Raw genomic sequence first — 22,978 nt, 5'->3', positions numbered from 1 at the left:
GGTTCAGGCGTCGAATATTCTGGTTGGGTGAACTGGACTGTGGACGTCCCCGAGGACACCCTTCCCGAACTGCCCCCGCTGCCGCCTGAGCTGCGTGCGCGGCTCGACGATGCGCTGGCGCGCCCGGCCGCCCAGCAGCCGGAGTGGCCGGATGTGGATGCGGCGCGGCGGGTGCGTGGCGTGCTGGAGGCAGTGCCGCCGATCACCGTGCCCGTCGAGATCGACCGGTTGCGGGAGCGGCTTGCGATGGTCGCCCGCGGCGAGGCGTTCATGCTGCAGGGCGGGGATTGTGCGGAGACCTTCGAGTCGAACACCGAGCCGCATATCCGGGCGAACCTGCGGACGCTGCTGCAGATGGCGGTGGTGCTGACCTACGGTGCGAGCCTGCCGGTGGTGAAGGTCGGCCGGATCGCCGGGCAGTACGCCAAGCCGCGCTCGAACGCGAAGGATGCGCTGGGCCTGCCGGTGTACCGGGGCGACATCGTGAACTCGCTGGTCGCGAAGCCGGAGCTGCGGATCCCGGACCCGGGCCGGATGATCCGCGCCTACGCGAACGCCGGTGCGGCGATGAACCTGGTCCGCGCGCTCACGTCGTCGGGTCTCGCGGATCTGACGAAGGTGCACGATTGGAACAAGGACTTCGTGCGGACGTCACCGGCGGGGGAGCGGTACGAAGCGCTCGCAGGCGAAATCGACCGCGGTTTACGGTTTATGGCAGCGTGTGGGGTTACGGACACTTCGCTGCATGCCACGGAAATCTTCGCCAGCCACGAGGCGCTGCTGCTCGACTACGAGCGTGCCTTGCTGCGGTTGGACAACGCGGACGCCGCCAACCCGAAGCTGTACAACCTTTCGTCGCACTTCCTGTGGATCGGTGAACGCACCCGGCAATTGGATGGCGCACACATCGCGTTCGCGGAATTGGTGGCGAACCCGATCGGCGTCAAAATCGGCCCCACGACCACCCCGGACCAGGCGGTGGAATACGTGGAACGGCTCGACCCGCACAACGAGCCGGGGCGCCTGACGCTGATTTCGCGAATGGGCAACGGAAAGGTGCGCGAGGTGCTGCCCGCGATCGTGGACAAGGTCGAGGCCACCGGGCACAAGGTAATCTGGCAATGCGATCCTATGCACGGGAATACGCACGAGGCGTCCACCGGGTACAAAACCCGGCACTTCGACCGGATCATCGACGAGGTGCAAGGCTTCTTCGAGGTGCACCACAAACTGGGCACCTACCCGGGCGGCATCCATGTGGAACTCACGGGCGAGGACGTGACCGAGTGCCTGGGCGGTGCGCAGGAGATCTCGGACCTGGACCTGGCAGGCCGCTACGAAACCGCATGTGACCCAAGGCTGAACACACAGCAGTCGTTGGAGCTGGCATTTCTGGTGGCAGAAATGCTACGGGGGTAAAAAGCCCCAACTCGACCACGCACTCAAGGTGACGTCCCGTTGGGCCCCTTCGGCTTTCGTCGACGGCCGGTTTTCCTCGTGGTGTGGTCAACCACCAGTCGTCGAATGGAAATCGAAAATTCTAAACCGCGTCTGGGAGGGTGAATTCACTGATCGTGCGCCAGGGGCCGTGCTCGTCTTCGCCCGCTACCAAGCGGACCCGGTCAATTCTTGCGTGTACCGGGAGGTGGGCGGCGATGTCCGTGGCGATGCGCCGTTTTCCTGTGACGTCACCGCTTCGACGGTCGGCCACCGTGAGGTGGGGCACGGTGTCCGGGTGGTCGCCATCGTAGGGACGGTGCGCCGGAAAGCGCTTACAAACCGCGGCGGTCAGTGCGCGAAAATGCTCATCCGGCTTAGGTTCCAACCATAATATTTCATCGTCGAACCATTTTACCTGCGTGAAAGCACAATCGAACGCCGTCATCCCGGCCAGTGCGCCCGCCAGCTCACACAATGTATCCGGCCCGATACTGCCCGGAGGCACAAAAGGGTACAGCACCGTGACATGCGTCGGAACAGCCGAAACCGGCACCTCGCCGAGCGAACGCCGGTGTGCCGTCACCAGCGACTCGGTCTCCGGAACCGGAACGATGAGTGCGCTCCGCGTCGCGCGCGAAAGCCATGTATGGGAAACCGGCATAACCAGATTCTGACGTACCAAGGTCACAAAAGTCAGACAGATCGCTCATAAAGTTCCGCAGCCGACTTTACGACCGCGTCCCGTAGCGAACCGGTGTCCGGCACCGCGGCGCCATTCGCTTGGAGTCCAATGTGGACAAAACCATGATAGACAGCCGCGGCGATGCCGACGGCGTGCCGCGAAGCCAGCGGTACCAGCGGGTAGATCTCCTGCAACGAGGCACCGTCAAAGGTCAGGTCCAGGTTCGGCAACGGCACATTCGTGATCACCGTGTCGAACAGCAAACCCGCCGCCTGCCCGGCCAAACGCGTCGCCAGCCGGTGCACCTGCGCCGGGATCCGCCCGGCCAGCACGGGAACCGCACCAGCACCGGCGAGTGGGCCCGCCGCCTTGCGGGCATTCATCGAGCGCCGGATCTCTTGCAGCCGCTCGACCGGGTCCTCCAGTTGCACGGGCAGGTCACACAGGTAACCCGAAAGCTGGTTCGCCGAGCCACCACCGTCCCGTGCTCGCGTGCTGACCGGGATCAGCGCGCGTAACGGACGCTCCGCCGTCTGCCCCCGATCGGACATCCAGCGCCGCAGCGCCCCGGAAAGCACCGCGAGTAACACGTCGTTGGTCGTCCCGCCATGCGCGCCACGGATTGTGCGCAGGTCCGAGACGTCCAACCGGACGAACCCGAGCCGCCGGGTGGCGGAATCCGGTGCCGCCAAAGGCGAAACCGGATACGGCCGGGCGGCCCGCAGCATCGCCGAGGCGATACCGACGTTTTCCCCGGTCTCACTGATCGTGTCCTTCACCGCGGCCAGCGGCGAGCGCCGGCGCGGCATTTCCTCACCCGCCGCAACCAATGACGCCGTCACCGGCAGGTGGTCCAGCAACGCGGCGGCGACGGCAAAAGCACCGGCGCCATCCGTGAACGAATGGTGCAGTTTGAGCAGAAAAGCGAATCGTCCACCGGACAATCCGGTCACCACCCGAACCTGCCACGGTGGGCGGCGCAGGTCCAGCGGTTCTTCGATCCACTGTGCCGCATGGACCGTCAACGCTTCGTCACGGCACTGACCGTCGAGTTCACGAACCTGGATATGCCGTTCCGCGTCGAAGTCCGGGTCATCGGTCCACCGCGCACCGCCGAGCGGGAGCAGCGTCGGGCTGATCCGCCGCCGCAACCGGGGAATCCGGGCCGCACGTTCGGACAGCAGGGTCGCGATCCGCGCCGGCGGGATCGCGCGTTCGGGCGAGAAAATCACTACCGCGCCCATGTGCATCGGGGTGGTTTCCCCTTCGAGGCAGAGAAAGGCGACATCGAGTCCACTGAGCTGGCGGCCGGCCATAAGCGACCTTTCTTGGTCGTTTTTTCAGCAAGGGGTAGAGCGACTACTGGAACCCACCGACATGACGAGAGCGTAGTCGTTGTGTTTCCGCCGCGCTAACAGCGCCCTCCTTCACTCGAAAGGAGGACAAGTACCGTCCACAAAGGATTGTTGAGCTACCGCAAAAGAATTCAGTTTCCGATCAAGGAAACGTCTTCAGCGTTACCTTGCTGCCTTTCTTGACCATGTCACCGGGGTTCGGATCCTGGCCGACCACGAATCCGAAACCGCCTCGGTCCCGGCCGTGGCCGCCACCGCCACCGTCCTGCCCGCCTTTGAAATCCGCCTGCAAGCCCGCCTGCTGGAGCAGTTGCGCCGCGTCCTGGATCGTGTGGCCGATCACCGAAGGCACCTGCACGGCGTTGTTGGTGAACACACCGACCCGCATGCTGCCGTCGGAAACCGTGCTGTTCGCCGCGGGGCTCGTCTTCGTGACCGCGCCGGCCGGCACGTCGCCCGAGAACTCGCTGCCCGCGTCGAACGGCTGGAACCCGGCCTGCTGCAGCTGCGCGAACGCCTGGTCGTGCGACAGCCCCACGACGTTCGGTACCGGCCTCGGCGGCTGGCCCTTCGATACGACGATCGTCACCGGTGCGTTCACGTCCAGCTGAGTCCCCGGACCCGGGTCCACCCTGATGACGTTCCCGTTGGCCACCGTGCTGCTGAACTCGTCCGTGGTCGCGTCGTGTTGCGGGATGAGTTCGGCCGCGATGATCGCGGTTTCCGCCTGTGTGAGTGACGTGCTGGTGCTGATATCGGGCACGGTGGGCCGGCCCGACGACAGCACGACGGTCACCGCGCTGCCGCGCACGGCACCCGTCCCGGCGGTCGGATCGGTCCGCACGGCCAGCCCGGCGGCGACGGTGTTGTTCCGCTGCTGGGTGAATTTCGCGGTGAACCCGGCGTCACTGAGCGTTTTCGCGGCACTCGCCTTGTCCATGCCCGCGACTTGGGGAATGGACGTACTGCTGACCGAGGTCGGACCCGCGGTGACCCACCAGATCCCCACCCCGAACAGCACCAGCGCGATCGCGGCGAGTGACCAGATCAGCGCGGGACGCTTGGCGCCGCCTTCGGGCTGTGGTTCCTCCGGCGGCGGCGGGGGTGGCGGTGTGAACGTGGGCGGAGGAGTGGTCATCCCGCGCGGCATGGCGCGCGTGCCGCTCGGGCCGGCGACCGGCGACGTGACCGCGACCGGGGCGAACGCCGGCACGGTCCGCTCCGCGTCCGGCACGGGATCCGGCTTTCCGGGCACCGGGATGGGCACCGGCGCGATTCCGAGTGCCGCCCGGATCTGCCGCAACTCCCGCAGGAAGGTCTCGGCGTCGGCGGGCCGGGCTTCCGGGTCGCGGCGGGTGGCCCGCCGCACCAGGTCGTCGAGCACGGGCGGCACGCCGGGGGTGACCGTGCTCGGCGCGGGGACATCGTCGTTGACATGGCGGTATGCCACCGAAATCGCGGTGTCACCGGTGTAGGGCGCCTGTCCGGTGAGCATCTCGTACAGCACGATCCCGGCCGAGTACACGTCGCCGCGCTCGGCGGCCAGCCCGGTGGTGACCTGCTCGGGCGCGAGATACGCGACGGTGCCCAGGATGATGCTGGAGCTGGTGGTGCCCGCGCTCGCGACCGCGCGCACCAGACCGAAGTCGGCCACCTTCACCACGCCTGTCGGCGGCGTTCCGGTGCGCCCGATCAGCACGTTCTCCGGCTTGACGTCGCGGTGCACCAGCCCGGCGTTGTGCGCGGCGGCCAGCGCGGCGAGGATCTGCTCGGCGATGGTCAGCGTGAGTGGCACGTCCAGCCGGCCACGCTCCTCCAGCAGGTCACGCAGCGTGCCGCCGTCAACCAGCTCCATCACCAGAAAGACGTGGTTTTCGTCGACGCCCTGATCATGCACCGTGACCACGTTCGGGTGGTGCAGCTTGGCGGCGGAGCGGGCTTCACGTTCGAAGCGCTCGACGAACGACCGGTCGTCGGCGAACCGCGGATCCATGATCTTGATGGCGACGGGGCGGTCCAGCCGGGTGTCGGCGCCCCGGTACACCGAGGACATGCCGCCCCGGGCGATCGGGGAATCGACCCGGTAACGCCGCTCCAGTAGCGTTCCGGCCAGCCCGGTGTCGGTGGTTGTCACGGAGGCGATCGTACGGACTTCCGCCACCCGGGTGGGTGCGGCCTGTATGCCGGATTGAAGTTTGATTACCCCCAGGGGCCGAAACTGCCACCGGCCCTGCCCGATGTGGCACAGTGTCAGCTGTGAGTGCGATTCCTGTCGCTGATGACGTGCTTGGTCCGGACGTTGCCGTGCTGTCGCTGGCAAAAGTCAGCGAGGCGCTCGGCCAGTCCGCGAACAAGGTGCGGCAGCTGCTGCGCGATGGGCAGCTGCTGGCCGTCCGCAGGGACGGTGACTTGTTCGTGCCCGCTGAATTCCTGGCGGGCTCCGCGCCGGTGAAGGGACTGGCCGGGCTGCTGACGGTGCTGAACGATGCCGGGTTCAGCCGGACGGAAATGCTGCGGTGGCTCTACTCGGAGGACGAGTCGCTGCCCGGCACCACCCCGATCAACGCCCTGCGCACCAACCACGGCACCGAAGTGAAGCGGCGCGCGCAGGCCATGGCGTTCTGATCGGGATGGCGCCGGAGCCCGTCCTCAGGAGTTCTGTGCGTCCCGCCAGCTGATCCACCGCTCGAGCAGGCTCAGGTCGTAGTCGGGCCCGCTTGCCCCGACGGTGAACAGCGACGCGCCCACTTCACGCAGCCGGGGGCCGGTTTCCTCCGGTTCCCCTTGTGCGGCCACGGAAACCTCGATCTCGCTCGCGTCGCGGCCGACGTCGGCGCAGTGCTGCTTGAGGATGCCGACCTTGCGCTCGACCGTGGCCGCGTCACCGAAGGAGTGCCAGATGTCAGCGTGCTTGGCGACCAGCTTCAGCGTCTTCTTCTCGCCGCCGCCACCGATCAGCACCGGGATGTCCCGGGTCGGCGCCGGGTTGAGCTTCGCCAGGCGCGATTCGATGCGGGGCAACGCTTCCGCGAGGTCGTCGAGCCGTCCACCCGCGGTGCCGAACTCGTAGCCGTACTCCGTGTAGTCCTTTTCGAACCAGCCGGAGCCGATGCCAAGGATCAACCGGCCGCTGCTGATGTGGTCGACCGTGCGGGCCATGTCGGCGAGCAGTTCGGGATTGCGGTAGCTGTTGCACGTGACGAGCGCGCCGATCTCCACCCGCGACGTCGCCTCCGCCCAGGCGCCGAGCATCGTCCAGCATTCGAAATGCTTGCCGTCGGGGTCACCGAAGAGCGGATAGAAGTGGTCCCAGTTGAAGAGGATGTCGGCCCCGAGTTCCTCGGCACGGGCTGCCGTCTCGCGGATGATCTTGTAGTCGGCGTGTTGGGGCTGCAGCTGCAGCCCGATGCGAACCGGTCGGGTCATGGGATCGAGCCTAGGCAAATCCGGTGATTCGCGCAGCAGCCAGGCGACCCGAGATCAACACCGGCGGTATCCCCACCCCGGGTGTCGTACCGCAGCCGGCCAATACCACGTTTTCGATGCCCCGTAATAGGTTTCGCGGGCGAAACGGCCCGGTCTGGGCGAATGTGTGCGCCAGCGAGAAGGGCGTACCCGCGGCCATCCCGCGCTCCGCCCAGTCCCGCGGTGTGATCAACTCGTCCACGCGATAGGCCTCGCCGAACCCGGTCAGCCCGCGGGAATCCAATACCCGCACCAGATCATCGCGGTACGCGGGCCCCACCCGCGGCCAGTCGATGCGGCCGGCGCGCAGGTTCGGCGCTGGCGCGAGCACCGTGACGACCTGTCCCTCCGACGTGAGCGCCGGATCGGTCGCGGTCGGCCTGGTCACCAACAGCGAAGGATCCGACATGAGTCGGCCCTCGCGAATGATCTCGCTGAACGTCCGCTGCCAGGCGTCACCGAAGAAAATGGTGTGGTGGCCCAGTTCCGGCCAGCTCCGGCCGGTCGTTCCGTGCAGCACCACGGCAGATGGCGAGAACCGCAACGGAATCGGTCGCCTCGGCCGCGCGCCGAGCAGCTGGTAGGCCGTGATCAGCTCGGTCGCGAGCACCACCGCGTCACACTCGATCCGCTCGCCGGTGCGCGTGCGCACCGCCCGCACCTGCCCGGAAACCCTTTCCAGCCAAGCGGCTTCGGTCTTGAACCGCACCTGCGCACCCGCGCGTTCCGCCGCGTCCGCGAGCACCCGCCCGACCCTGCCCATCCCGCCGAGCGGGTAGTACACGCCCGCGACCGTGTCCATGTAAGGGATCACGCCGTACGCGCCGAGGGCGGTGCGCGGATCCAGACCGGCATACAGCGCCTGGAACGAGAACACCCGGCGCAGCCGCTCGTCGTGCAGGAACCGGCCGATCCGCGGGCCGAGCCGCCCCAATCCACCCAACGCAAGGAGTTTCAGCAGCTCCGGGCCTGCGAGGTCGAGCGGCGAGTCGAAGTTGGCGCCCAGGAACCGGTCTTTTTCGACGGCGTAGAGCTCGGTCAGCCACCGGCGCAGCTTCCGGTAGCCGTCGGCTTCACGGGAACCCGCGAATGCACGGATCTCCGCTTCCATCGCGTCACCGTCGGTACGGACCGCGAGCGAGCTGCCATCGGCGAATCTCGCGGTATAGGCCGGATCCAGGCGTATCAGGCGCAACGGGTTCGGCTCCCCGACCGCGGCCAGCGCCTCGTCGAGCAGCTCCGGCATGGTCAGCACGGTCGCCCCTGTGTCGGCCGTGTAGCCGTCGTACTCGTGCCCGCTGACCCGCCCCCCGGGGCGGTCGTGCAGTTCGAGCAACGTGACCTGGCGGCCGGCACCGAGCAGGTGCAACGTCGCCGAGAGGCCGGCGAGCCCGGCTCCGATCACCACGACATGATCGGCGCGCATTCAGTGCGTCCTCTGTGTCGCCCTGGCCGCGAGATCGGCCAGCGCAGTGGTCGCGGGTTCGGTCAGTTTCGCTTGCCGCAGCGCGGAAAGCGCGGTCCCGGTCAGCTCGTCGATCCGGGTTTCCACGGCGGACACCGCGCCCGCTTCGCGCAAGGTCGCACGCACCTGGTCAACCTCCTTTTCGGACAGTGCGGGGTTGCCCAGCGCGGCGGTGATCACCTCGGCCTGCGCCGGACCGGCCTGCCGCAACCCGAGCGCGATCAACAGGGTCCGCTTGCCTTCGCGCAGATCGTCTCCGGCGGGTTTCCCGGTGACGGAGGGATCACCGAACACGCCGAGCAGATCGTCCCGCAGCTGGAAGGCGGTCCCGAGTTCACGGCCGAATTCGCGCAGCGCGGCGACCTGCGCGGACGGCGCTCCGGCCAGTACCGCACCCAGGTGCAGCGGGCGTTCGACGGTGTACGCGGCGGTTTTCAGGCGGCTGACCCGCAGCGCGGCCTCGGGTGAAGCGTCCCCGGTGGCCTGCGTGTGGATGTCGAGACATTGCCCGGCAAGGACTTCCGTGCGCATCGCCCGCCACACCGGACGGGCCGCGGCGAGCGTCGCAGCCGGAAGCGGTGCGGCCGCGAACATGTCGTCGGCCCAGGCCAGTGCCAGATCCCCGATGAGGACGGCCATCGCGAGCCCGTACGACGACGGCAGCCCGGACCACTGCTGCGAGGTGTGCAGATCGGCGAACGCGACGTGCACCGTCGGGCGGCCGCGGCGCGAGCCGGACGAGTCGATGAGATCGTCGTGGATGAGCGCGCAGGCCTGAACCAGTTCGAGGCTCGCGACCGCCTGCAGTACGCCTTCGGCGTCGGTGTCTTCGCCGCCTGCACCACGCCAAGCCCACCACGCGAAGGTGGGCCGCAAGCGTTTTCCCCCGCGCAGCACGAATTCTGTCAGTGAGTCGACACCGGACGCGAATCCGGGCTCGGTCGCGAGAATCCGCGCACCGGACTCGTGCAGGAACCGGGCCAGCACGCGTTCGACGTGGCCGGGCAGATCGGTGTCGTGGTCCATAGGCCTATCGTGCGTGCTCGCGTCAGCTTTCGCCGCGCGGGGTGGTCGTGTCGAGCCGAATCCCGGTAATCTCCGCCAGCCCCTCGCCCACCACCACGCTCAACGGAGACGCTTCGCGTCGCTAGTCTGCACTAGTGGCGACAATCGTGACCTTTCATGCTCATCCTGACGACGAATGCATCCTGTGTGGCGGTGTGATGCGCAAGGCCTATGAGGACGGGCACCGCGTCGTGCTCGTCGTCGCCACGCGTGGCGAGAACGGCGAGGTACCCGAGGGGTTTCTGGCCGACGGTGAACCGTTGTGGCAGCGGCGGGTCGCCGAAACCGAAGCGGCGGCGAAGATCCTGGGCGTCGCCCGCGTGGAGTTCCTCGGCTACACCGACTCCGGGATGATGGGCGAACCTGCCAACGACGCGCCCGGCTCGTTCTGGACCGCCGATGTCGAACAGGCCGCGGAGAAGCTCGCGGCGATTCTGCGTGAGGAGAACGCGGAAGTCCTGACTTGCTACGACGACAACGGAAACTACGGACATCCCGATCACATCCAGGTGTACCGGGTCGGGATGCGCGCGGCCGAACTGGCCGGTACGCCGCGGGTGTACCAGGCCACCTCCAGCCGTGAGCACATGGCACGTGGTGCGGCCATGCTGAACGTGCCCCCGCCCTCGGAGGAGGACCTGAGCGTGTTCGGCAAGCCGGAGACGGAGATCAACACCGTGGTCGACGTGACGCCGTGGCTCGAGTACAAGCGCCGGGCGATGCGGGCGCACCCGAGCCAGATCAGCGAGGAGTCGTTCTTCCTCGCGCTGTCGGACGAGAATTTCCGCTACGCGTTCGGCACGGAGTGGTTCATCCGTCCGGGCCAGGAGCCCGGCCTCATCGTCGACGACCTGTTCAAGTGAGCGCGCCGCGGCCGAAGATCACACCGCTCACATCGGTCGAGCGCAGGTAGGCCCCCGGGGTCTGGAACTCCCACATACCGGCGGAGATCGGCAGGTCCTCGTCGACGCCGAACCGCTGGGCCAGGCCGCCCGCCGGGACGGCGGCGATGTCGCCGGGATCGGCGATGTTGATCCAGTGCGCGACCCGCGGCGGTTTGCGATTCTCGTCGCAGGGCTCCAGCCGGTCGGCCACGACACCGGGCATGGCGAGCGGGCTGCCGAGCGTGACGAACAGGCGAACGTCGTGATTCTGGTGTGCCCAAAGGGTTTCGTAGGCCACGATGCTGCCGAGCGAGTGCGCGACGACGACGTCGGGCCGCAGCGCGCCGATCGCGTCCGCGACGGCCAACCGTGCCGCCTCACGCGCATGGCGGTCGGACAGGTACGTGTTCAGCTCGCGGCTGAAGGTCATCGCGAACAGGCGTGCGGCCGAGCCGTGCGTGCGGGCGAGCCACGCCCCGGCGTCCTGCGCGTTCCGCTCCAGCGTGGGGTTGAGGAGAGTGAGCCACCCGGCGAACAGTTGCTGCTCCGCGGGTTCCAGCATCGCCGGGTCGTCCTTGATGGGCGAGCCGCAGTCGGGGTGCAGCAGGTGCGCGTAGTAGGCGACGCGCAGGTCGACGTTCGAGTTCGCGGGCATGGCCGTGCCGAGGTGCCGGAACCAGTCCGTGGCGAGTGCCGTCGCCGCTTGTTCAGGTGATCCCGTGCGGCGGTGGTATCGGTGGGTCCCGATGCCGTGCACGCCGAGTACCCGGAGCATCTGTCTCCTCTCGTCCGGTTCCGGTCAGGCGGCTTGTCGTCCGGGAACGCCCGGCCGTTACCAAGCGGTCATACTCGGTGAGTGTCGTTCTATCGCGAACGTCCGGGGTCGGGCGCGGTCCGCTGCTGGTGGGAGCAGCGAGTGGGCGCGACGAGCATGGTGCAGCGTGTCGTGCCGGACGGCTGCTCCGACGTGCTGGTGTTCGCTGATGGCGAAGCCGTTTTCGCTGGCCCGGCGCTGTGCGCCGACCTCGTGCCCCTGACGGCGGGCACGCACGTGCGGGGCCTGCGGTTCCGCACCGAGGCGCTCGGACCGGTGCTGCGGCTGCCGGCGGAAGAGCTGCGCGACAAGACGCTGACGCTTTCGGCGGTACTACCCGATCGGGTGATGCGAACCGTGGCCGAGCAGGTGTGGGCCGGGCGTTTCCCCGACGTCCTGCGCCCGTCGCCGATCGATGCCCGGGTGCGGCACGGGGTGCGCGAACTTTTCGTAACCGGGGCCGCCGTCGGCGACGTCGCCGACGAGCTCGGCGTCACCGAGCGGCACCTGCGGCGGTTGTTCCTCGATCACACCGGGATGAGCCCGAAGGCGGTGCAGCGGGTCGGGCGGTTCCAGCGGTTCCTGCATGCCGCCGACACCTCCCGTGCGGGGCTCGCGGAGCTGGCCGCCGCGACGGGGTTCGCCGACCAGGCTCACCTGACGCGCGAAGTCCGCTCGCTTGCCGGGCTCACGCCGGGTGCGCTCCGGCGAGAACGGTCAGGCATGCAGCCGCCCGGCTCCGGACTGGATGGCCTCCGATAACGCCGCCGCCGGGCCGCGCAACGCCGACCGTCGCGCGGTCAGGATGAACTCGACCTCGCCCGGATCGGGTAACCCGTGCCCCTCGGGCAGCTCGACGAGGCCCGCCGGGACCAGGCTGCGGGCGAACACGACCACCCCGAGCCCAGCGAGCGCGGCCGCGCGCAACCCGTTGAGGCTGCCGCTCGTGCACACGATCCGCCAGTGTTTTCCGTGCAGCCGCAACGCTTCCATGGCCCTGGCGCGGGTGATGCTCGGCGGCGGGTAGACGATCAGCGGCACGGGCTCGGCCGGATCCAGCTCGATACCGGGCCGCCCGGCCCACACCAGCGGCTCCGTCCACAGTGCACCGGCGGCGTCTTCGCCCGCGGACCGTTTGCCCAGCACCAGATCGAGCTCGCCCGCCCGCAGTTGCTCGTGCAGCACCCCGGACAGCGCGACGGTCAGTTCCAGGTCCACCCGCGGGTGCGAGCGGCGGAACTCGGCGAGGATCTCCGGCAACGGCCCCGCCACGAAGTCTTCCGAGGCCCCGAACCGGAGCCGCCCGCGGAGCTCAGCGCCTGTGAAATAGCTCATGGCGCGGTCGATCGTGTCGATGACACTGCCCGCGAAACCGAGCATCGCCTCGCCGTCCGGGGTGAGCTCGACCGAATGCGTGTCCCGCACGAAAAGTTGTTGCGTGCTCGCCTGCTCCAGCTTGCGGATGTGCTGGCTGACGGTCGATTGCCGCAGCCCGAGCCGCTGTGCGGCGCGCGTGAAGCTGCGGGTCTCGGCGACCACCAGGAACGTCTTGAGCCACACCGGATCGAGCACCAAACCACCGTATATCACGATTCGCGATAACGGTTATGGCGGCAATCATGCTTCACAATCGGCCCGGTGAGCCCGAGGATGGAGGTAATCCGACGAAGGGACCACCTCATGCGTGGGGCCGAGCTGCTTGCGAAGACCCGGATCGACCCGTTCATCATCGGCATCCTGGTCGCGGTGGGCGTGGCGTGGCTCCTGCCGGCCCGCGGTCAGGGCGCGGACATCGCGTCGGCCGTGAGCACGATCGGCGTCGGCGCGCTGTTCTTCCTCTACGGGGCGCGGCTGTCCACCGCGGAGGCGCTGGCCGGGCTGAAACACTGGCGGCTGCACCTGACCATCCTGGTCGCGACGTTCGTGCTGTTTCCGCTGCTCGGCCTGGCCACGAAGCTGCTGGTGCCCGCAGTGCTCACGCCGGCGCTGGCGGCAGGCCTGATCTTCCTGTGTGCGCTGCCGTCCACGGTGAACTCGTCGATCGCGTTCACCTCCATCGCGCGCGGCAATGTCGCGGCCGCTATCTGCGCCGCGTCGTTCTCCAGCATCATCGGCATCGTTCTCACACCGCTGCTCGTGGGCCTGCTGCTGCACACGACCGGCGCCGGTTTCTCGTTGCACGCCGTCACCTCGATCGTGTTCCAGCTGCTCGTGCCGTTCGTCGCCGGGCAGTTGCTGCGCCGGTGGATCGGTGGCTGGATCACCGCGCACAAAACAGTGCTCGGAAGGGCCGATCGCGGCGTCATCCTGATCATCGTCTACACGGCGTTCAGCGAGGGGATCGTCGCCGGGATCTGGCACCAGCTCAGCTGGCTGTCGCTGGCCGGGCTGGTGGTGCTGAACCTGGCGCTGTTCTTCGTGGTGCTGGGCGTGCTCAAGTTCGTCACCCCACGGCTGGGCTTCTCGCGCGAGGACCGCATCACGATCATCTTCTGCGGCTCGAAGAAAAGCCTGGCCAGCGGCCTGCCGATGGCCACCGTGCTGTTCCCGGCGCACACCGTGGGGCTCATCGTGCTGCCGCTGATGCTGTTCCACCAGGCCCAGCTGATGATCTGCGCGGTGCTCGCCCGCCGCTGGGGCGCGCAGCAGGCAGAACTCGCCACTGCGTGAATCAGGGGGAACCGCGGCGCGAAGCGCCTCCGTGAGGGGTGGCGGTCGGGTGCGGGGCTGGCGAGGACATGTGTCGCGTGATTCGGGCGCCATTACGATGAGGGCATGAAGTCGGTTGTCGAACGGTTACGCGGGGATACCCCGGTGTTCTCGGTCGAGTTCTTCCCGCCCCGTGACGCCGCCGACGAGGCGGTGCTGTGGCGCTCGATCCGCGAACTGGAGATGTTCGACCCGGCGTACATGTCGATCACCTACGGCGCCGGCGGGTCGAGCCGGGACGGCACGATCCGCAACATCGCCCGGGTCGCCACGGAAACAACGCTGGTCCCGATGGCGCACCTGACCGCGGTGAACCACTCCGTCGCGGAGCTGCGCAACGTCATCGGCTGGTACGCGGCCGTGGGGGTGCGCAACATCCTGGCGCTGCGCGGGGACCCGCCGGGCGACCCGTACGGCGACTGGGTGGCGCACCCGCAAGGGCTCAACTACGCGGAGGAGCTCGTGGAACTCGTCCGCTCACTGGGCGACTTCTGCGTCGGCGTTTCGGCGTTCCCATACGGTCATCCGCGCTCGCCCGATCTGGAGACCGACACCCGGTACCTCGTGCGCAAGTTCAACGCCGGCGCGGATTTCGGTATCGCGCAACTGTTCTTCGAGGCCGAGGACTTCCTGCGGCTGCGGGACAGGGTGGCGGCCGCCGGTTCGGACGCCCTGCTCATCCCGGGCGTGATGCCGTTGACCACGCCGCGCACGCTCAAGACGACGATCAAGCTATCCGGCGCGCGGTGCCCGCAATGGCTGCTGGACCGGCTCGAACCGCTGGAGGGCGACCCCAAGGCCTTCCGTGCGGAAGGGCTCGACGTGGTCACCGAACTGTGCGAGCGGCTCATCGCCGAGGGCGTGCCGGACCTGCACTTCTACACGTTCAACCGGTCGAAGGCCACGCGTGAGGTGGTCAACCGGCTGGGCCTGGTACCCGCGCGGACGTGAAGCCGAGGGTAGGTTTCCCCCATGGCTTCGGTGCACGAGATCTGCAACCAGTTCGTGGACGACTTCGCGGCGGCCCACCCGCTTCTGGCGACCGAACTCGGCATCCCCGGGTACGACGACCAGATGTCCGACTACTCGCCCGAGGGCCACGCGGCGCGCGCCGCGGTGGAGCGGCGAGCTCTCGCGGCGGTAGCGCAGACGGACGCCGCCGATCCTGCTGAGCGGGCAGCGAAGGCGGTCTTCACCGAACGTATCGGGCTGGACCTGGAGATCCATGACGCCGGCCTCGATTCCGCGTCGCTGAACGTCATCGCGAGCCCGGTCCAGGAAGTGCGGATGGCGTTCGACCTGATGCCCACCGAAACCGAGGAGCAGTGGGCGAACATCTCCGCGCGGCTCGGCAAGGTCGCGACCGCGCTCGACGGTGTCCGGGCTTCGCTGCTTGCCGCCGCGGACAAGGGGAACGCGCCCGCGCTGCGCCAGGTCACGAAGGTCGCCGAGCAGGCCGAAACGTGGGCGGGTTTGAAGGGGGAGAAGGGTTTCTTCGAGAACCTCATCGCCGGTGCACCGGAGGCCCTGCACGCGGAGCTGGAGCATGGTGCCCGCTCGGCGAGTGAGGCGTACGCGGAACTTGCCGGGTTTCTCCGCGCGGAGCTCGCGCCGAGGGCACGCACGAAGGACGCGGTGGGCGAGGACGCGTACCGGTTGTGGTCACGGTATTTCATCGGCGCCGCGCTCGACCCGCGCGAGGCCTACGCCTGGGGTTGGGAGGAGTTTTCCCGCCTGGAAACGGAAATGCACGCTGTCGCCGCGCGGTTGAAGCCAGGCGCGACGCTCGCCGAGACCGCGGACGCGCTCGACGCCGATCCGCGTTATCGCGTGCAGGGCAGGAAACAGTTCGAGCGGTGGATGCAGGATCTGTCCGATAACGCGCTGAACGCCTTGCGCGGCAAGCATTTCGAGATCCCCGATGAGCTGATGGCGCTCGAGTGCAAGATCGCCCCGCCGGGTGGTGGCGCCGGTGCCTACTACACCGGGCCGAGTGAGGACTTCTCCCGCCCAGGCCGGATGTGGTGGTCGCTGCCGCCGGGGCGTGACGAGTTCTCCACGTGGCGCGAGGTCAGCACGGTCTACCACGAGGGTGTGCCGGGCCATCACCTGCAGATCGCGACGGCGGTGTACGAGCGTTCGCTCAACCGGTTCCAGCGGCTGCTGGCGTTCACCTCCGGGCACGGCGAAGGCTGGGCGCTGTACGCCGAGCGGCTCATGCAGGACCTCGGTTACCTTTCCGACGACGGCAACCTGTTCGGCATGCTTTCCGAGCAGCTGTTCCGCGCTGGGCGGGTCCTTGTGGACTTCGGCATGCATCTCGAGCTGGAAATCCCGGCAGGAACAGGGTTTCACGAAGGTTCACGGTGGACACCCGAGCTGGGTCTGGAGTTCATGCTGACCCGCACGATCACCGACCCGCCGCTCGTCCATGACGAGATCGACCGTTACCTCGGCTGGCCGGGCCAGGCCCCCGCGTACAAACTCGGCGAGCGGCTGTGGCTCGAAGCCCGTGAGGACGCCCGTCGCCGGCAAGGATCTTCCTTCGATATCAAGGACTTCCACACCAAGGCCCTCCGCCTCGGCGGGATGGGTCTGGACACCCTGCGCCAACAACTGTCCGAACTGGACTGACGATGGTCTCGTCGCCGAATTCGGCTGACCGCGGATACGTCTTCTCGTACAGTGTGAGCATGCACCGAATCCATCGCATCACCCCACCGCCCCGCGCCTAGCGGGGCGGAAACCACCGTAGAGCTTTCGCCCCGCGTCGGTTGTCCTTGGCACTTCGACGCTGGAGCGATCCTTCATGTCCACATCCCTTGCCGCGCCCCGGCGCGGTCGGTCGGTGTTCGCGCTGACCCTCGCCGGCCTCCTGTGGGGCACTGGCGGTCTGTCCGGCAGCATCCTGGCCGCGAAGGCAGGTCTGGCCCCGCTGCCGGTGGCGGCTTACCGGCTCCTGCTGGGCGGCTGCTGCACCGTGCCGCTGGTGCTGGTGACCGGTCGCAGTCCACAATGGACGAAGCCGGTGCTGATCCGGCTGTCGGCCGCCGGTGCGCTGCTCGCGCAGTTCCAAGCGTGCTATTTCGGGGCGGTCGCACTGACCTCGGTCAGCATCGCGACGATGATCACGATCGGCAGCGCGCCGGTATTCGTCGCACTTGTCACGGCGATCCGTCGTCGCCGCCGTCCCAGCGCCCTCACGCTGGCGTCGATGGCGGCAGCGGTCGCCGGTCTGGTGTTGCTGACCTGGTCTCCGGAAGGCATTCCCGGCGGCGGCCGGCTGCTCGCGGGCTTGGCGCTCGCGCTGGCCTCCGGCGCCGGGTTCGCGACGCTCACCCTGCTGACGCGCCGCCCGGTGCCGGGCCTGGATTCCTTCTGCACCACGGCATTCGGCCTGCTGCTGGGTGGTCTGCTGTTGGTGCCGCTCGCACTCGGGTCCCAGATGACGATCCCGCTGCGTCCGTACGTGCTCGCTGTCGCGCTGTATTTCGGGTTGGTACCGACGGGAATCGCGTACGGCGCGTACTTCCTGGCGCTGCGCACCGCGGCGCCCGTTGTGGCGGCGCTTTCGGCGCTGCTGGAACCAATGACCGCCGCGGTGCTGTCCGCGCTTGTGCTGCACGATGACCTGGGGCCGGCCGGCTGGGCGGGCGCGGTCCTGCTCATCATCGCGCTCGCGATCAGTTACCTGCGGGAATGAGCGCTACTCGGCCGCGCGCTCCAGCGGCAGCGTGCGGCCGAGAATGGCGAAGGGCCGTGGATCACCGGCGAAGTGGTAGTCGCGCAGGACATCCACGAAACCGACGCGCCGGTACAGCTTCCACGCGCGGCTCGTTCCTTCGGGCGTGGACAGCAGGACGTGCTGGTTCGGCACCCCGTCGAGCAGGCGCCGCAGCAGGTTCTCGCCGATGCCACCGGCCTGGCTCCGCGGTCGCACGTGGATCTCGGTGAGCTCGAAGTAGTCGTCGAGCCAGTGGGTCGCGGCTTGTTCGCCGCTGTTTTTCACCAGCCCGCGGCGTACCTGCTCGTGCCACCACTGCCCGGGGCTGCCGCGGTATCCGTAGGCGACGCCGAGCATCGTGCCGTCGCCGTCGAGCGCCGCGTAGCAGCGCCAGCCGTCGCGCAGCGCATGCGTGAGCCACATGGGCGCGCGTTGCTCGGCGGTTCCCGGCGGGTAGCGCATGGCCTCGACGTAGATGGCCAGCGCTTCGCGGAGCCGGGTCCGGAACTCGTCGGCGGTCAGCTCGACGAACTGTGTTGACACCGTGGTCATGACCCCACCTCCGCGGCGCGTCCGCCGGTCAGCTTCACCAGCTCCGCGAAGGTTGTCGGGAACACCGATTTGGCGTGCCCGGCGGCGGCCCAGATGACGTCGTACTGCTCGAGCGCGGTGTCGACGATCGTCTCGATCGGCGCGGGGTGACCGACCGGGGCGACGCCGCCGATGACCTGCCCGGCGTGTTCCTTGACGAACTTCGGGTCGGCCTTCTCGACGGCGCTCGCCCCAGCCAGTTCGGCGAGTTTTCCGGTGTCCGCACGGTGCGAGCCCGAGGTGAGCGACAGCAGCGGCGCGGCCCGGTCGGCGAACACCGCACGGAAAACGAGACTGTTCGCGATCGCGCCCACCTCGATACCCAGCGCCTCGGCGGCCTGGGCTGCCGTGCGCACTTCGGCAGGCAGGATGCGGATCCCGTCCGCGGCGCGCTGCTGACCGGCCTCCGCCAGCGCGGCGGCGACCTTCGCGATCGCGGGGTGGTCGAGACTGCTCATGCTGCTATGAGATCACGGACGGCCCGCGAGGGCGACGGTGTGCCCCGGTTGGCTCCGCGGTGTGATCAGGCTGCGACCAGTTCGTCCAGCACACCGGACTTCACGTCGCCGACGAGCACCCGTAGTTGCTCGACGCTCATCTGGATGCGCTGGCCGAAGTCGTCGGTGATGACGACGCGCTTCTCCTCGGTGGCGGCGGCGTCGAGGTACAGCTCGGGGCAGCCGCAGTTGCAGTTGCCGCAGAACGTGGTGATGTGCTGCATGGGAGCCTTTCCGTGGTTTGGCGGACTTGAGTTTTGTGGATGGCGGTCTGAGTTCCGTGGTTGGCGGACCTGAGTGACACCGGGCCGGTGGGCTGGTTCGGCGGACCGGCCCGGCGTGACACAGTCCAAGTCGTCGGCAGCTGTTGCCGAGTTCCCGCGTCTCAGCCATTCGTGTGAGCGCAGCCACGGCCTTCCCCGCGACCGTCCTTTGTGTACTAAGGATTTTCCGTGCGCAGCGCGCCGCTGGAGGTGTTGGCGCGGGGCATGGTCCGCCCGGCGTCCGCGGCGTCCGGCCTCCCGCAATGGGGTGACCTGGCCGAATCGGGACTTGAACGAACACGTGTTCGAAGCTAACCTGGAACTTGCTCGAACACAAGTTCGACATCGGTGGAGCGCTCACCGGGGCGGTGCCCGGTGGCGGGACGGGGGAAGCGTCGCCGCGCCGGGCACCGTCACCACCAGCACGAACAGGGAGGGGCAATGTCCATTGCCACCGCCGCGGCCCGCATCGATCCTGAGCAGCCACAGCTGCCGTTGCCGCAGCGACCGCCAGCCTCTGTGGCCGTGTCGAATGAGGCGCGGCGTCGTGCCGCCGAGGGCGAACAGCCCGCGAATGCCGTTGCAACCCACGCCGGTTCAGAGCATCCCCAGTTCCCGGAGCGGTCGCTGAAAGCGCGAGCCGCGGTGTCTCTGTCCAACAAGGCGCGGCGTCGTGCCGCCGGGAGCGACCAGTCCGCGAATCCCGCCACTGCAACCCGCGCCGGTTCAGAGCATCCTCAGTTCCCGGAGCGGCCACCGACATCACCTGCCTCTGTGGCCCTGTTGAACAAGGCAAGGCATCGTGCCACCGAGGCTGAACAGGCCCGGAATGCCACCGCTCCACCCGACCCGGGTCCTGAACGGCCACAACTGCCGTTCCCGGAGCGGCCCCCGACATCACCTGCCGCCGTGGCTCTATTGAACGAGGCCCGGCACGGTCTGGCCGAGGCCGAGCAGGCCCCCAATGCGGTCAGCAAGTTCATCACCTCGTATCTCGCCGCCCTGCGCGCCGGCGCCGCTGTGCTCGCCGCGCGCGGCCGTCCGCACCGGGGTCGCGCCCGCCCGGCCAGCGTGTGGGTCCTGCTCGAGACAGCGGCTCCGGAACTGGCCGAATGGTCGGCATTCTTTGCCGCGAACTCGGCCGCCAGAGCCGCCGCTCAGGCCGGCATCACCCGGCGCATCACCGAACAGTCCGCGGCCCAGCTGTGCCGGCAGACCGGACGGTTCGTGGAGCTCGCCGGCCGCGTGGTGCACCCGCGGGCCGACACGGTGCGGCCCGCGCAACCGAAAGTCCAGCACCGGTAATGGCCGGGCAAGCCCTCATCGATCACGGCCGGTTCCTGGACGTGCTCGGGATCGAGGTCGAGCTGTTGCTGGATGCCGCCCGCACCGCGCCGCCCGGCACCCCGGTGCCCACCAGCCCGCGGTTCACCGTCGAGGAGATCGTCCGGCATGTCGGCGGGATCTACCGGGTGGCCCGGCTGTGGATCACCGAAGGGCGCGCACCACGGGACTGGCAACGGGAACCGGTCGCCAGACAGTCCACAGAGGACTATCTGCGCGCCGGACTGGCGGACCTGATGCGTGAGCTTTCGCTCAACCACCCCGATTCGTACGCCGCGAGCTGGTGGCCGGCGGACCACACGTACGGGTTCTGGCGCCGCCGCATCTCGCACGAGACCACGATCCACCGGTACGACGTCGAGTACGCCGTCGGGATGGAAACCACACACGTGGCCGACGACTTCGCGATCGACGGGGTCGACGAGGCGCTCGCGGTGTGGTTCGGCCAGCGGCTCACGATGCTCGGCTTATCCGGCACGGCCCGGCATTCCGTCGCCGTGCGCAGCGGCGGGCACCATTGGATCGCACGGGCCGGACCAGGAAAGACCGAAGCCTGGCGCTGCTCAGCTGACGAAGCCGAGCAAGCCGACGGTCTGGTTTCGGCGCCACCCCCGGACATGTACCTGTGGATGTGGGGCCGCCTGGACCACGGACATGTCGAATGGTCGGGCGACGACGATGCGATCGCCCAGTTATGGGCACTGATGCGACTGGCCACCAAATGAACCGGCGCGTGGGGAAGCGTTGCCGGACAGCCGTTTCCGGTCGCCTCAGTCCTACAGTCAGCACATGTCGACACGATTGGCCGCGGTGTGGATCGCGGCGGCCCGGCCCGCTGAGCTCGCCGGCTTCTGGGCCGCGCTGCTCGACTGGCAAGTCATCGGGGACAGGCTGGTGCGCCCGCCCGCCTCGGACGGTTGCGAGCTGGACCTGGTGTTCGTACCCGGGCCGGGCCCGAAGGAGGTGAAGAACCGCATACATCTGGATCTGGCGAGCGGATCGCGGCAGGATCAGCGCGCGAAGATCGAACGCGCGCGGGTACTGGGTGCCCGCAAGCACGACATCGGTCAGGGGCAGGTGCCGTGGGAGGTCATGATTGACCCAGGTGGCAACGAGTTCTGTGTGCTCGAACCGCGTCCGGGCTACCCGAGCACCGAAGCGCTGGCGGCGATCGTCGTCGACGCGCTCGACCCGATGGCGCTCGCTTCGGAATGGATGGTGCGCAGCGGCTGGCGGATCGGCTCACAGCAGCAGGTGATCGTCGGACTGCGGGCGCCGACCGGGCGGGGGCCATGGCTGGAGTTCCTCCGGACCGATGAGCCGAAGGAGCGGCCGAACCGCGTCCGGCTCGCGCTCGCGGGTGAGCCAGGGGCACCCGGTCGGGTGGGGCGGGACAGTGAGGGCAACGAGTTTGTCCTTCTCGACCAGGTATGAACGCCGTCCCGCCCCGCTTGTTTCGGAAGCGTTGCCGGGCGGTTCGCAACGCTGACACGGTCGAAACATGTGTGTCCTCACCCAGCAACAAGCACGCGAGATCGTTACCGAATGGAGATTCGCTCTGTTCGGCCGCCCCAGGCCGCCGAACTGCCGGAAGCATGGCCGGCGGCCGTCGAAGCGGAAACCTCGTCCACGACCTGGCGGCTGCGGATCCGGATGGACGACCACCCGGGCACGCTGGCCCGGATCGCGATCCGGATGGCCGACCTGGAGTGCAACATCCTTGGCCTGACTGTGCTTCCGGTGCCGGACGGGGTGCTCGACGAGGTCGTGATCCGGCCGGCCGGCGGGCTGACGAAGGATCAGCTGATCCAAGCCATCCGGCGCGAGGGCTGCGAATGTTTGGCGATCACCGACGCGGACGTCCGTGAGCTGGTGGACGTCTCCGCCGCGACGCTTACCGCGGCGAGCCGCGCGGTCGAGGACCCGTCGCGTTACGCCGACGCCCTGCGCGAAGTGGTGGCTGCCGATCTGGTCACGGTTGTGCCGCTGGCCGAGGCGAATCCCGGCCGGACGGAGGGCGGGCACCGTGCGGCGTTCGCCATCGACGGGGAACGTGCGCTGGTCGCCCGGCGCAGGTGGGCGCCGTTCGTGCAGTTGGAACTGGCGCGGGCGGAGGCACTGCTTGGGTTGCTCGACACTGTGCGCGCGGATGTCGCCGGCCCCACTGTGGTGACTTCGGCGGATGGGGCGTCGATCGTGCTCAGACCGGGCCGGCCCGCGGACGCCGACGCGGTATTCGCTTTGCACCAACGTTGTTCCGCGGAAACGCTTTTTCAGCGGTACCAGACCGGGACGCGCACCGTGCCGCGCCGCTGGCTGCACCGGTTGCTGGTGCCGCCGCGCGGGATGAGTCTGCTCGCGGTGGCCGGGCACGAGGTGATAGGACTCGGGCAGCTGGTTCCGGGCGTCGGTGGGGTCGCGGAGGTCTCCCTGCTGGTCGACGATGCGTGGCAGCACAAGGGAATCGGCACAGCCTTGATCGCACGGCTCGCAGTACTCGCCGCGTCGCGCGGGTGCCGTCAGCTGATCGCGGTCTCCCTCCCCGGCCGCGAAGGCATCTTCCGCGCGGCCCTCCGCGCCGGCCTCGTACCCGATCAGCAGGAAGAGGAAGGCCTCCTGCGCATCACCATCCCGGCGGCTGTTGTCCCGCGCGCCCCTGGCGCCTGCTGACCGGGCCGGC

The 22,978-nt window shown here is 68.5% G+C and carries 24 protein-coding genes; 12 read left to right on the top strand and 12 right to left on the bottom strand.

The window, feature by feature from the left end:
* Positions 1–27: 27 nt before the first annotated feature.
* Positions 28–1,419, top strand: coding sequence for a class II 3-deoxy-7-phosphoheptulonate synthase (locus GKO32_RS06385; RefSeq protein ID WP_312867575.1), 1,392 nt, complete (start codon positions 28–30; stop codon positions 1,417–1,419).
* A gap of 121 nt (positions 1,420–1,540) precedes the next feature.
* Here GKO32_RS06385 and GKO32_RS06380 read toward each other — a convergent pair whose 3' ends face one another.
* From GKO32_RS06380 to pknB, 3 genes are all read right to left on the bottom strand, one after another.
* The gene (locus tag GKO32_RS06380; protein WP_154755833.1) at positions 1,541–2,101 is read right to left on the bottom strand and encodes a 2'-5' RNA ligase family protein; all 561 of its coding nucleotides are present in this window, start codon (positions 2,099–2,101) and stop codon (positions 1,541–1,543) included.
* A 32-nt stretch (positions 2,102–2,133) separates the two neighbouring features.
* Positions 2,134–3,438 (bottom strand): wax ester/triacylglycerol synthase family O-acyltransferase, encoded by a 1,305-nt coding sequence (locus GKO32_RS06375; protein ID WP_154755832.1) that lies wholly within the window; start codon positions 3,436–3,438, stop codon positions 2,134–2,136.
* Positions 3,439–3,619: 181 nt separating this feature from the next.
* Positions 3,620–5,611 carry a Stk1 family PASTA domain-containing Ser/Thr kinase gene (gene pknB, locus GKO32_RS06370; protein ID WP_312867574.1) on the bottom strand — a complete coding sequence of 664 codons (1,992 nt, stop codon included), beginning with the start codon at positions 5,609–5,611 and terminating at the stop codon, positions 3,620–3,622.
* Positions 5,612–5,733: 122 nt separating this feature from the next.
* On the opposite strand from pknB, the gene GKO32_RS06365 reads away from it, so the two are divergent.
* A complete protein-coding gene (locus GKO32_RS06365; RefSeq protein ID WP_312867573.1) occupies positions 5,734–6,102 on the top strand; it encodes an Rv2175c family DNA-binding protein in 369 nt (122 codons plus the stop codon).
* A 24-nt stretch (positions 6,103–6,126) separates the two neighbouring features.
* Here the strand turns inward: GKO32_RS06365 and GKO32_RS06360 are convergent, their stop codons facing one another.
* From GKO32_RS06360 to GKO32_RS06350, 3 genes are read right to left on the bottom strand one after another with little or no spacing between them, the layout of a single operon-like run.
* Positions 6,127–6,903 carry an LLM class F420-dependent oxidoreductase gene (locus tag GKO32_RS06360; protein ID WP_154755831.1) on the bottom strand — a complete coding sequence of 259 codons (777 nt, stop codon included), beginning with the start codon at positions 6,901–6,903 and terminating at the stop codon, positions 6,127–6,129.
* A 10-nt stretch (positions 6,904–6,913) separates the two neighbouring features.
* Positions 6,914–8,368: a phytoene desaturase family protein gene (gene crtI / locus GKO32_RS06355; RefSeq protein WP_154755830.1), complete on the bottom strand. Its 1,455-nt coding sequence runs from the start codon at positions 8,366–8,368 to the stop codon at positions 6,914–6,916.
* Positions 8,369–9,433 carry a polyprenyl synthetase family protein gene (locus GKO32_RS06350; protein WP_154755829.1) on the bottom strand — a complete coding sequence of 355 codons (1,065 nt, stop codon included), beginning with the start codon at positions 9,431–9,433 and terminating at the stop codon, positions 8,369–8,371.
* Between the two features lie 134 nt (positions 9,434–9,567).
* Between GKO32_RS06350 and GKO32_RS06345 the strand changes: the two genes are divergently transcribed.
* Positions 9,568–10,335 carry a PIG-L family deacetylase gene (locus tag GKO32_RS06345; RefSeq protein WP_312867572.1) on the top strand — a complete coding sequence of 256 codons (768 nt, stop codon included), beginning with the start codon at positions 9,568–9,570 and terminating at the stop codon, positions 10,333–10,335.
* On the opposite strand, the gene GKO32_RS06340 is transcribed toward GKO32_RS06345, so the two are convergent.
* Positions 10,328–11,131 carry a serine peptidase gene (locus GKO32_RS06340; protein ID WP_154755828.1) on the bottom strand — a complete coding sequence of 268 codons (804 nt, stop codon included), beginning with the start codon at positions 11,129–11,131 and terminating at the stop codon, positions 10,328–10,330. The genes GKO32_RS06345 and GKO32_RS06340 overlap by 8 nt on opposite strands.
* A gap of 81 nt (positions 11,132–11,212) precedes the next feature.
* On the opposite strand from GKO32_RS06340, the gene GKO32_RS40070 reads away from it, so the two are divergent.
* Entirely contained in the window at positions 11,213–11,932 is a 720-nt protein-coding gene (locus GKO32_RS40070; RefSeq protein ID WP_312867571.1) for a helix-turn-helix transcriptional regulator, read from the top strand.
* Here the strand turns inward: GKO32_RS40070 and GKO32_RS06330 are convergent.
* Positions 11,888–12,742, bottom strand: coding sequence for a LysR family transcriptional regulator (locus GKO32_RS06330; protein WP_312867570.1), 855 nt, complete (start codon positions 12,740–12,742; stop codon positions 11,888–11,890). The two genes, GKO32_RS40070 and GKO32_RS06330, sit on opposite strands and share 45 nt — an antisense overlap.
* A 108-nt stretch (positions 12,743–12,850) precedes the next feature.
* On the opposite strand from GKO32_RS06330, the gene GKO32_RS06325 reads away from it, so the two are divergent.
* From GKO32_RS06325 to GKO32_RS06310, 4 genes are all read left to right on the top strand, one after another.
* Positions 12,851–13,840 carry a bile acid:sodium symporter family protein gene (locus tag GKO32_RS06325; RefSeq protein ID WP_154755827.1) on the top strand — a complete coding sequence of 330 codons (990 nt, stop codon included), beginning with the start codon at positions 12,851–12,853 and terminating at the stop codon, positions 13,838–13,840.
* Positions 13,841–13,945: 105 nt separating this feature from the next.
* Positions 13,946–14,830, top strand: a complete 885-nt coding sequence (locus tag GKO32_RS06320; protein ID WP_154755826.1) for a methylenetetrahydrofolate reductase — start codon at positions 13,946–13,948, stop codon at positions 14,828–14,830.
* Between the two features lie 21 nt (positions 14,831–14,851).
* A complete protein-coding gene (locus GKO32_RS06315; protein WP_154755825.1) occupies positions 14,852–16,513 on the top strand; it encodes a DUF885 domain-containing protein in 1,662 nt (553 codons plus the stop codon).
* Between the two features lie 175 nt (positions 16,514–16,688).
* Entirely contained in the window at positions 16,689–17,582 is an 894-nt protein-coding gene (locus GKO32_RS06310; protein WP_154755824.1) for a DMT family transporter, read from the top strand.
* 3 nt (positions 17,583–17,585) lie between these two features.
* On the opposite strand, the gene GKO32_RS06305 is transcribed toward GKO32_RS06310, so the two are convergent.
* From GKO32_RS06305 to GKO32_RS38750, 4 genes are all read right to left on the bottom strand, one after another.
* Entirely contained in the window at positions 17,586–18,155 is a 570-nt protein-coding gene (locus GKO32_RS06305) for a GNAT family N-acetyltransferase (protein WP_154755823.1), read from the bottom strand.
* Positions 18,152–18,652, bottom strand: a complete 501-nt coding sequence (locus GKO32_RS06300; protein ID WP_154755822.1) for a YbaK/EbsC family protein — start codon at positions 18,650–18,652, stop codon at positions 18,152–18,154. Before GKO32_RS06300 ends, GKO32_RS06305 begins: the two co-directional genes overlap by 4 nt.
* A gap of 65 nt (positions 18,653–18,717) precedes the next feature.
* Entirely contained in the window at positions 18,718–18,915 is a 198-nt protein-coding gene (locus tag GKO32_RS06295; protein ID WP_154755821.1) for a hypothetical protein, read from the bottom strand.
* A gap of 396 nt (positions 18,916–19,311) precedes the next feature.
* Positions 19,312–19,545 (bottom strand): hypothetical protein, encoded by a 234-nt coding sequence (locus GKO32_RS38750; RefSeq protein ID WP_154755820.1) that lies wholly within the window; start codon positions 19,543–19,545, stop codon positions 19,312–19,314.
* 318 nt (positions 19,546–19,863) lie between these two features.
* On the opposite strand from GKO32_RS38750, the gene GKO32_RS38745 reads away from it, so the two are divergent.
* From GKO32_RS38745 to GKO32_RS06270, 4 genes are all read left to right on the top strand, one after another.
* Positions 19,864–20,259, top strand: a complete 396-nt coding sequence (locus GKO32_RS38745; protein WP_312867569.1) for an SAV_6107 family HEPN domain-containing protein — start codon at positions 19,864–19,866, stop codon at positions 20,257–20,259.
* Positions 20,259–21,023: a maleylpyruvate isomerase N-terminal domain-containing protein gene (locus GKO32_RS06280; RefSeq protein WP_154755819.1), complete on the top strand. Its 765-nt coding sequence runs from the start codon at positions 20,259–20,261 to the stop codon at positions 21,021–21,023. The genes GKO32_RS38745 and GKO32_RS06280 overlap by 1 nt, the downstream gene beginning before the upstream one ends.
* Positions 21,024–21,087: 64 nt before the next feature.
* A complete protein-coding gene (locus GKO32_RS06275) occupies positions 21,088–21,732 on the top strand; it encodes a VOC family protein (protein ID WP_154755818.1) in 645 nt (214 codons plus the stop codon).
* A 111-nt stretch (positions 21,733–21,843) separates the two neighbouring features.
* On the top strand, positions 21,844–22,968 hold the full coding sequence (locus GKO32_RS06270) for a GNAT family N-acetyltransferase (protein WP_154755817.1): 1,125 nt from the start codon (positions 21,844–21,846) through the stop codon (positions 22,966–22,968).
* The last annotated feature ends 10 nt before the right edge of the window (positions 22,969–22,978 follow it).

Source organism: Amycolatopsis pithecellobii, from assembly GCF_009707865.1.
GTDB lineage: Bacteria > Actinomycetota > Actinomycetes > Mycobacteriales > Pseudonocardiaceae > Amycolatopsis_E > Amycolatopsis_E pithecellobii.
This window is presented reverse-complemented; position numbering and strand designations above follow the sequence as displayed.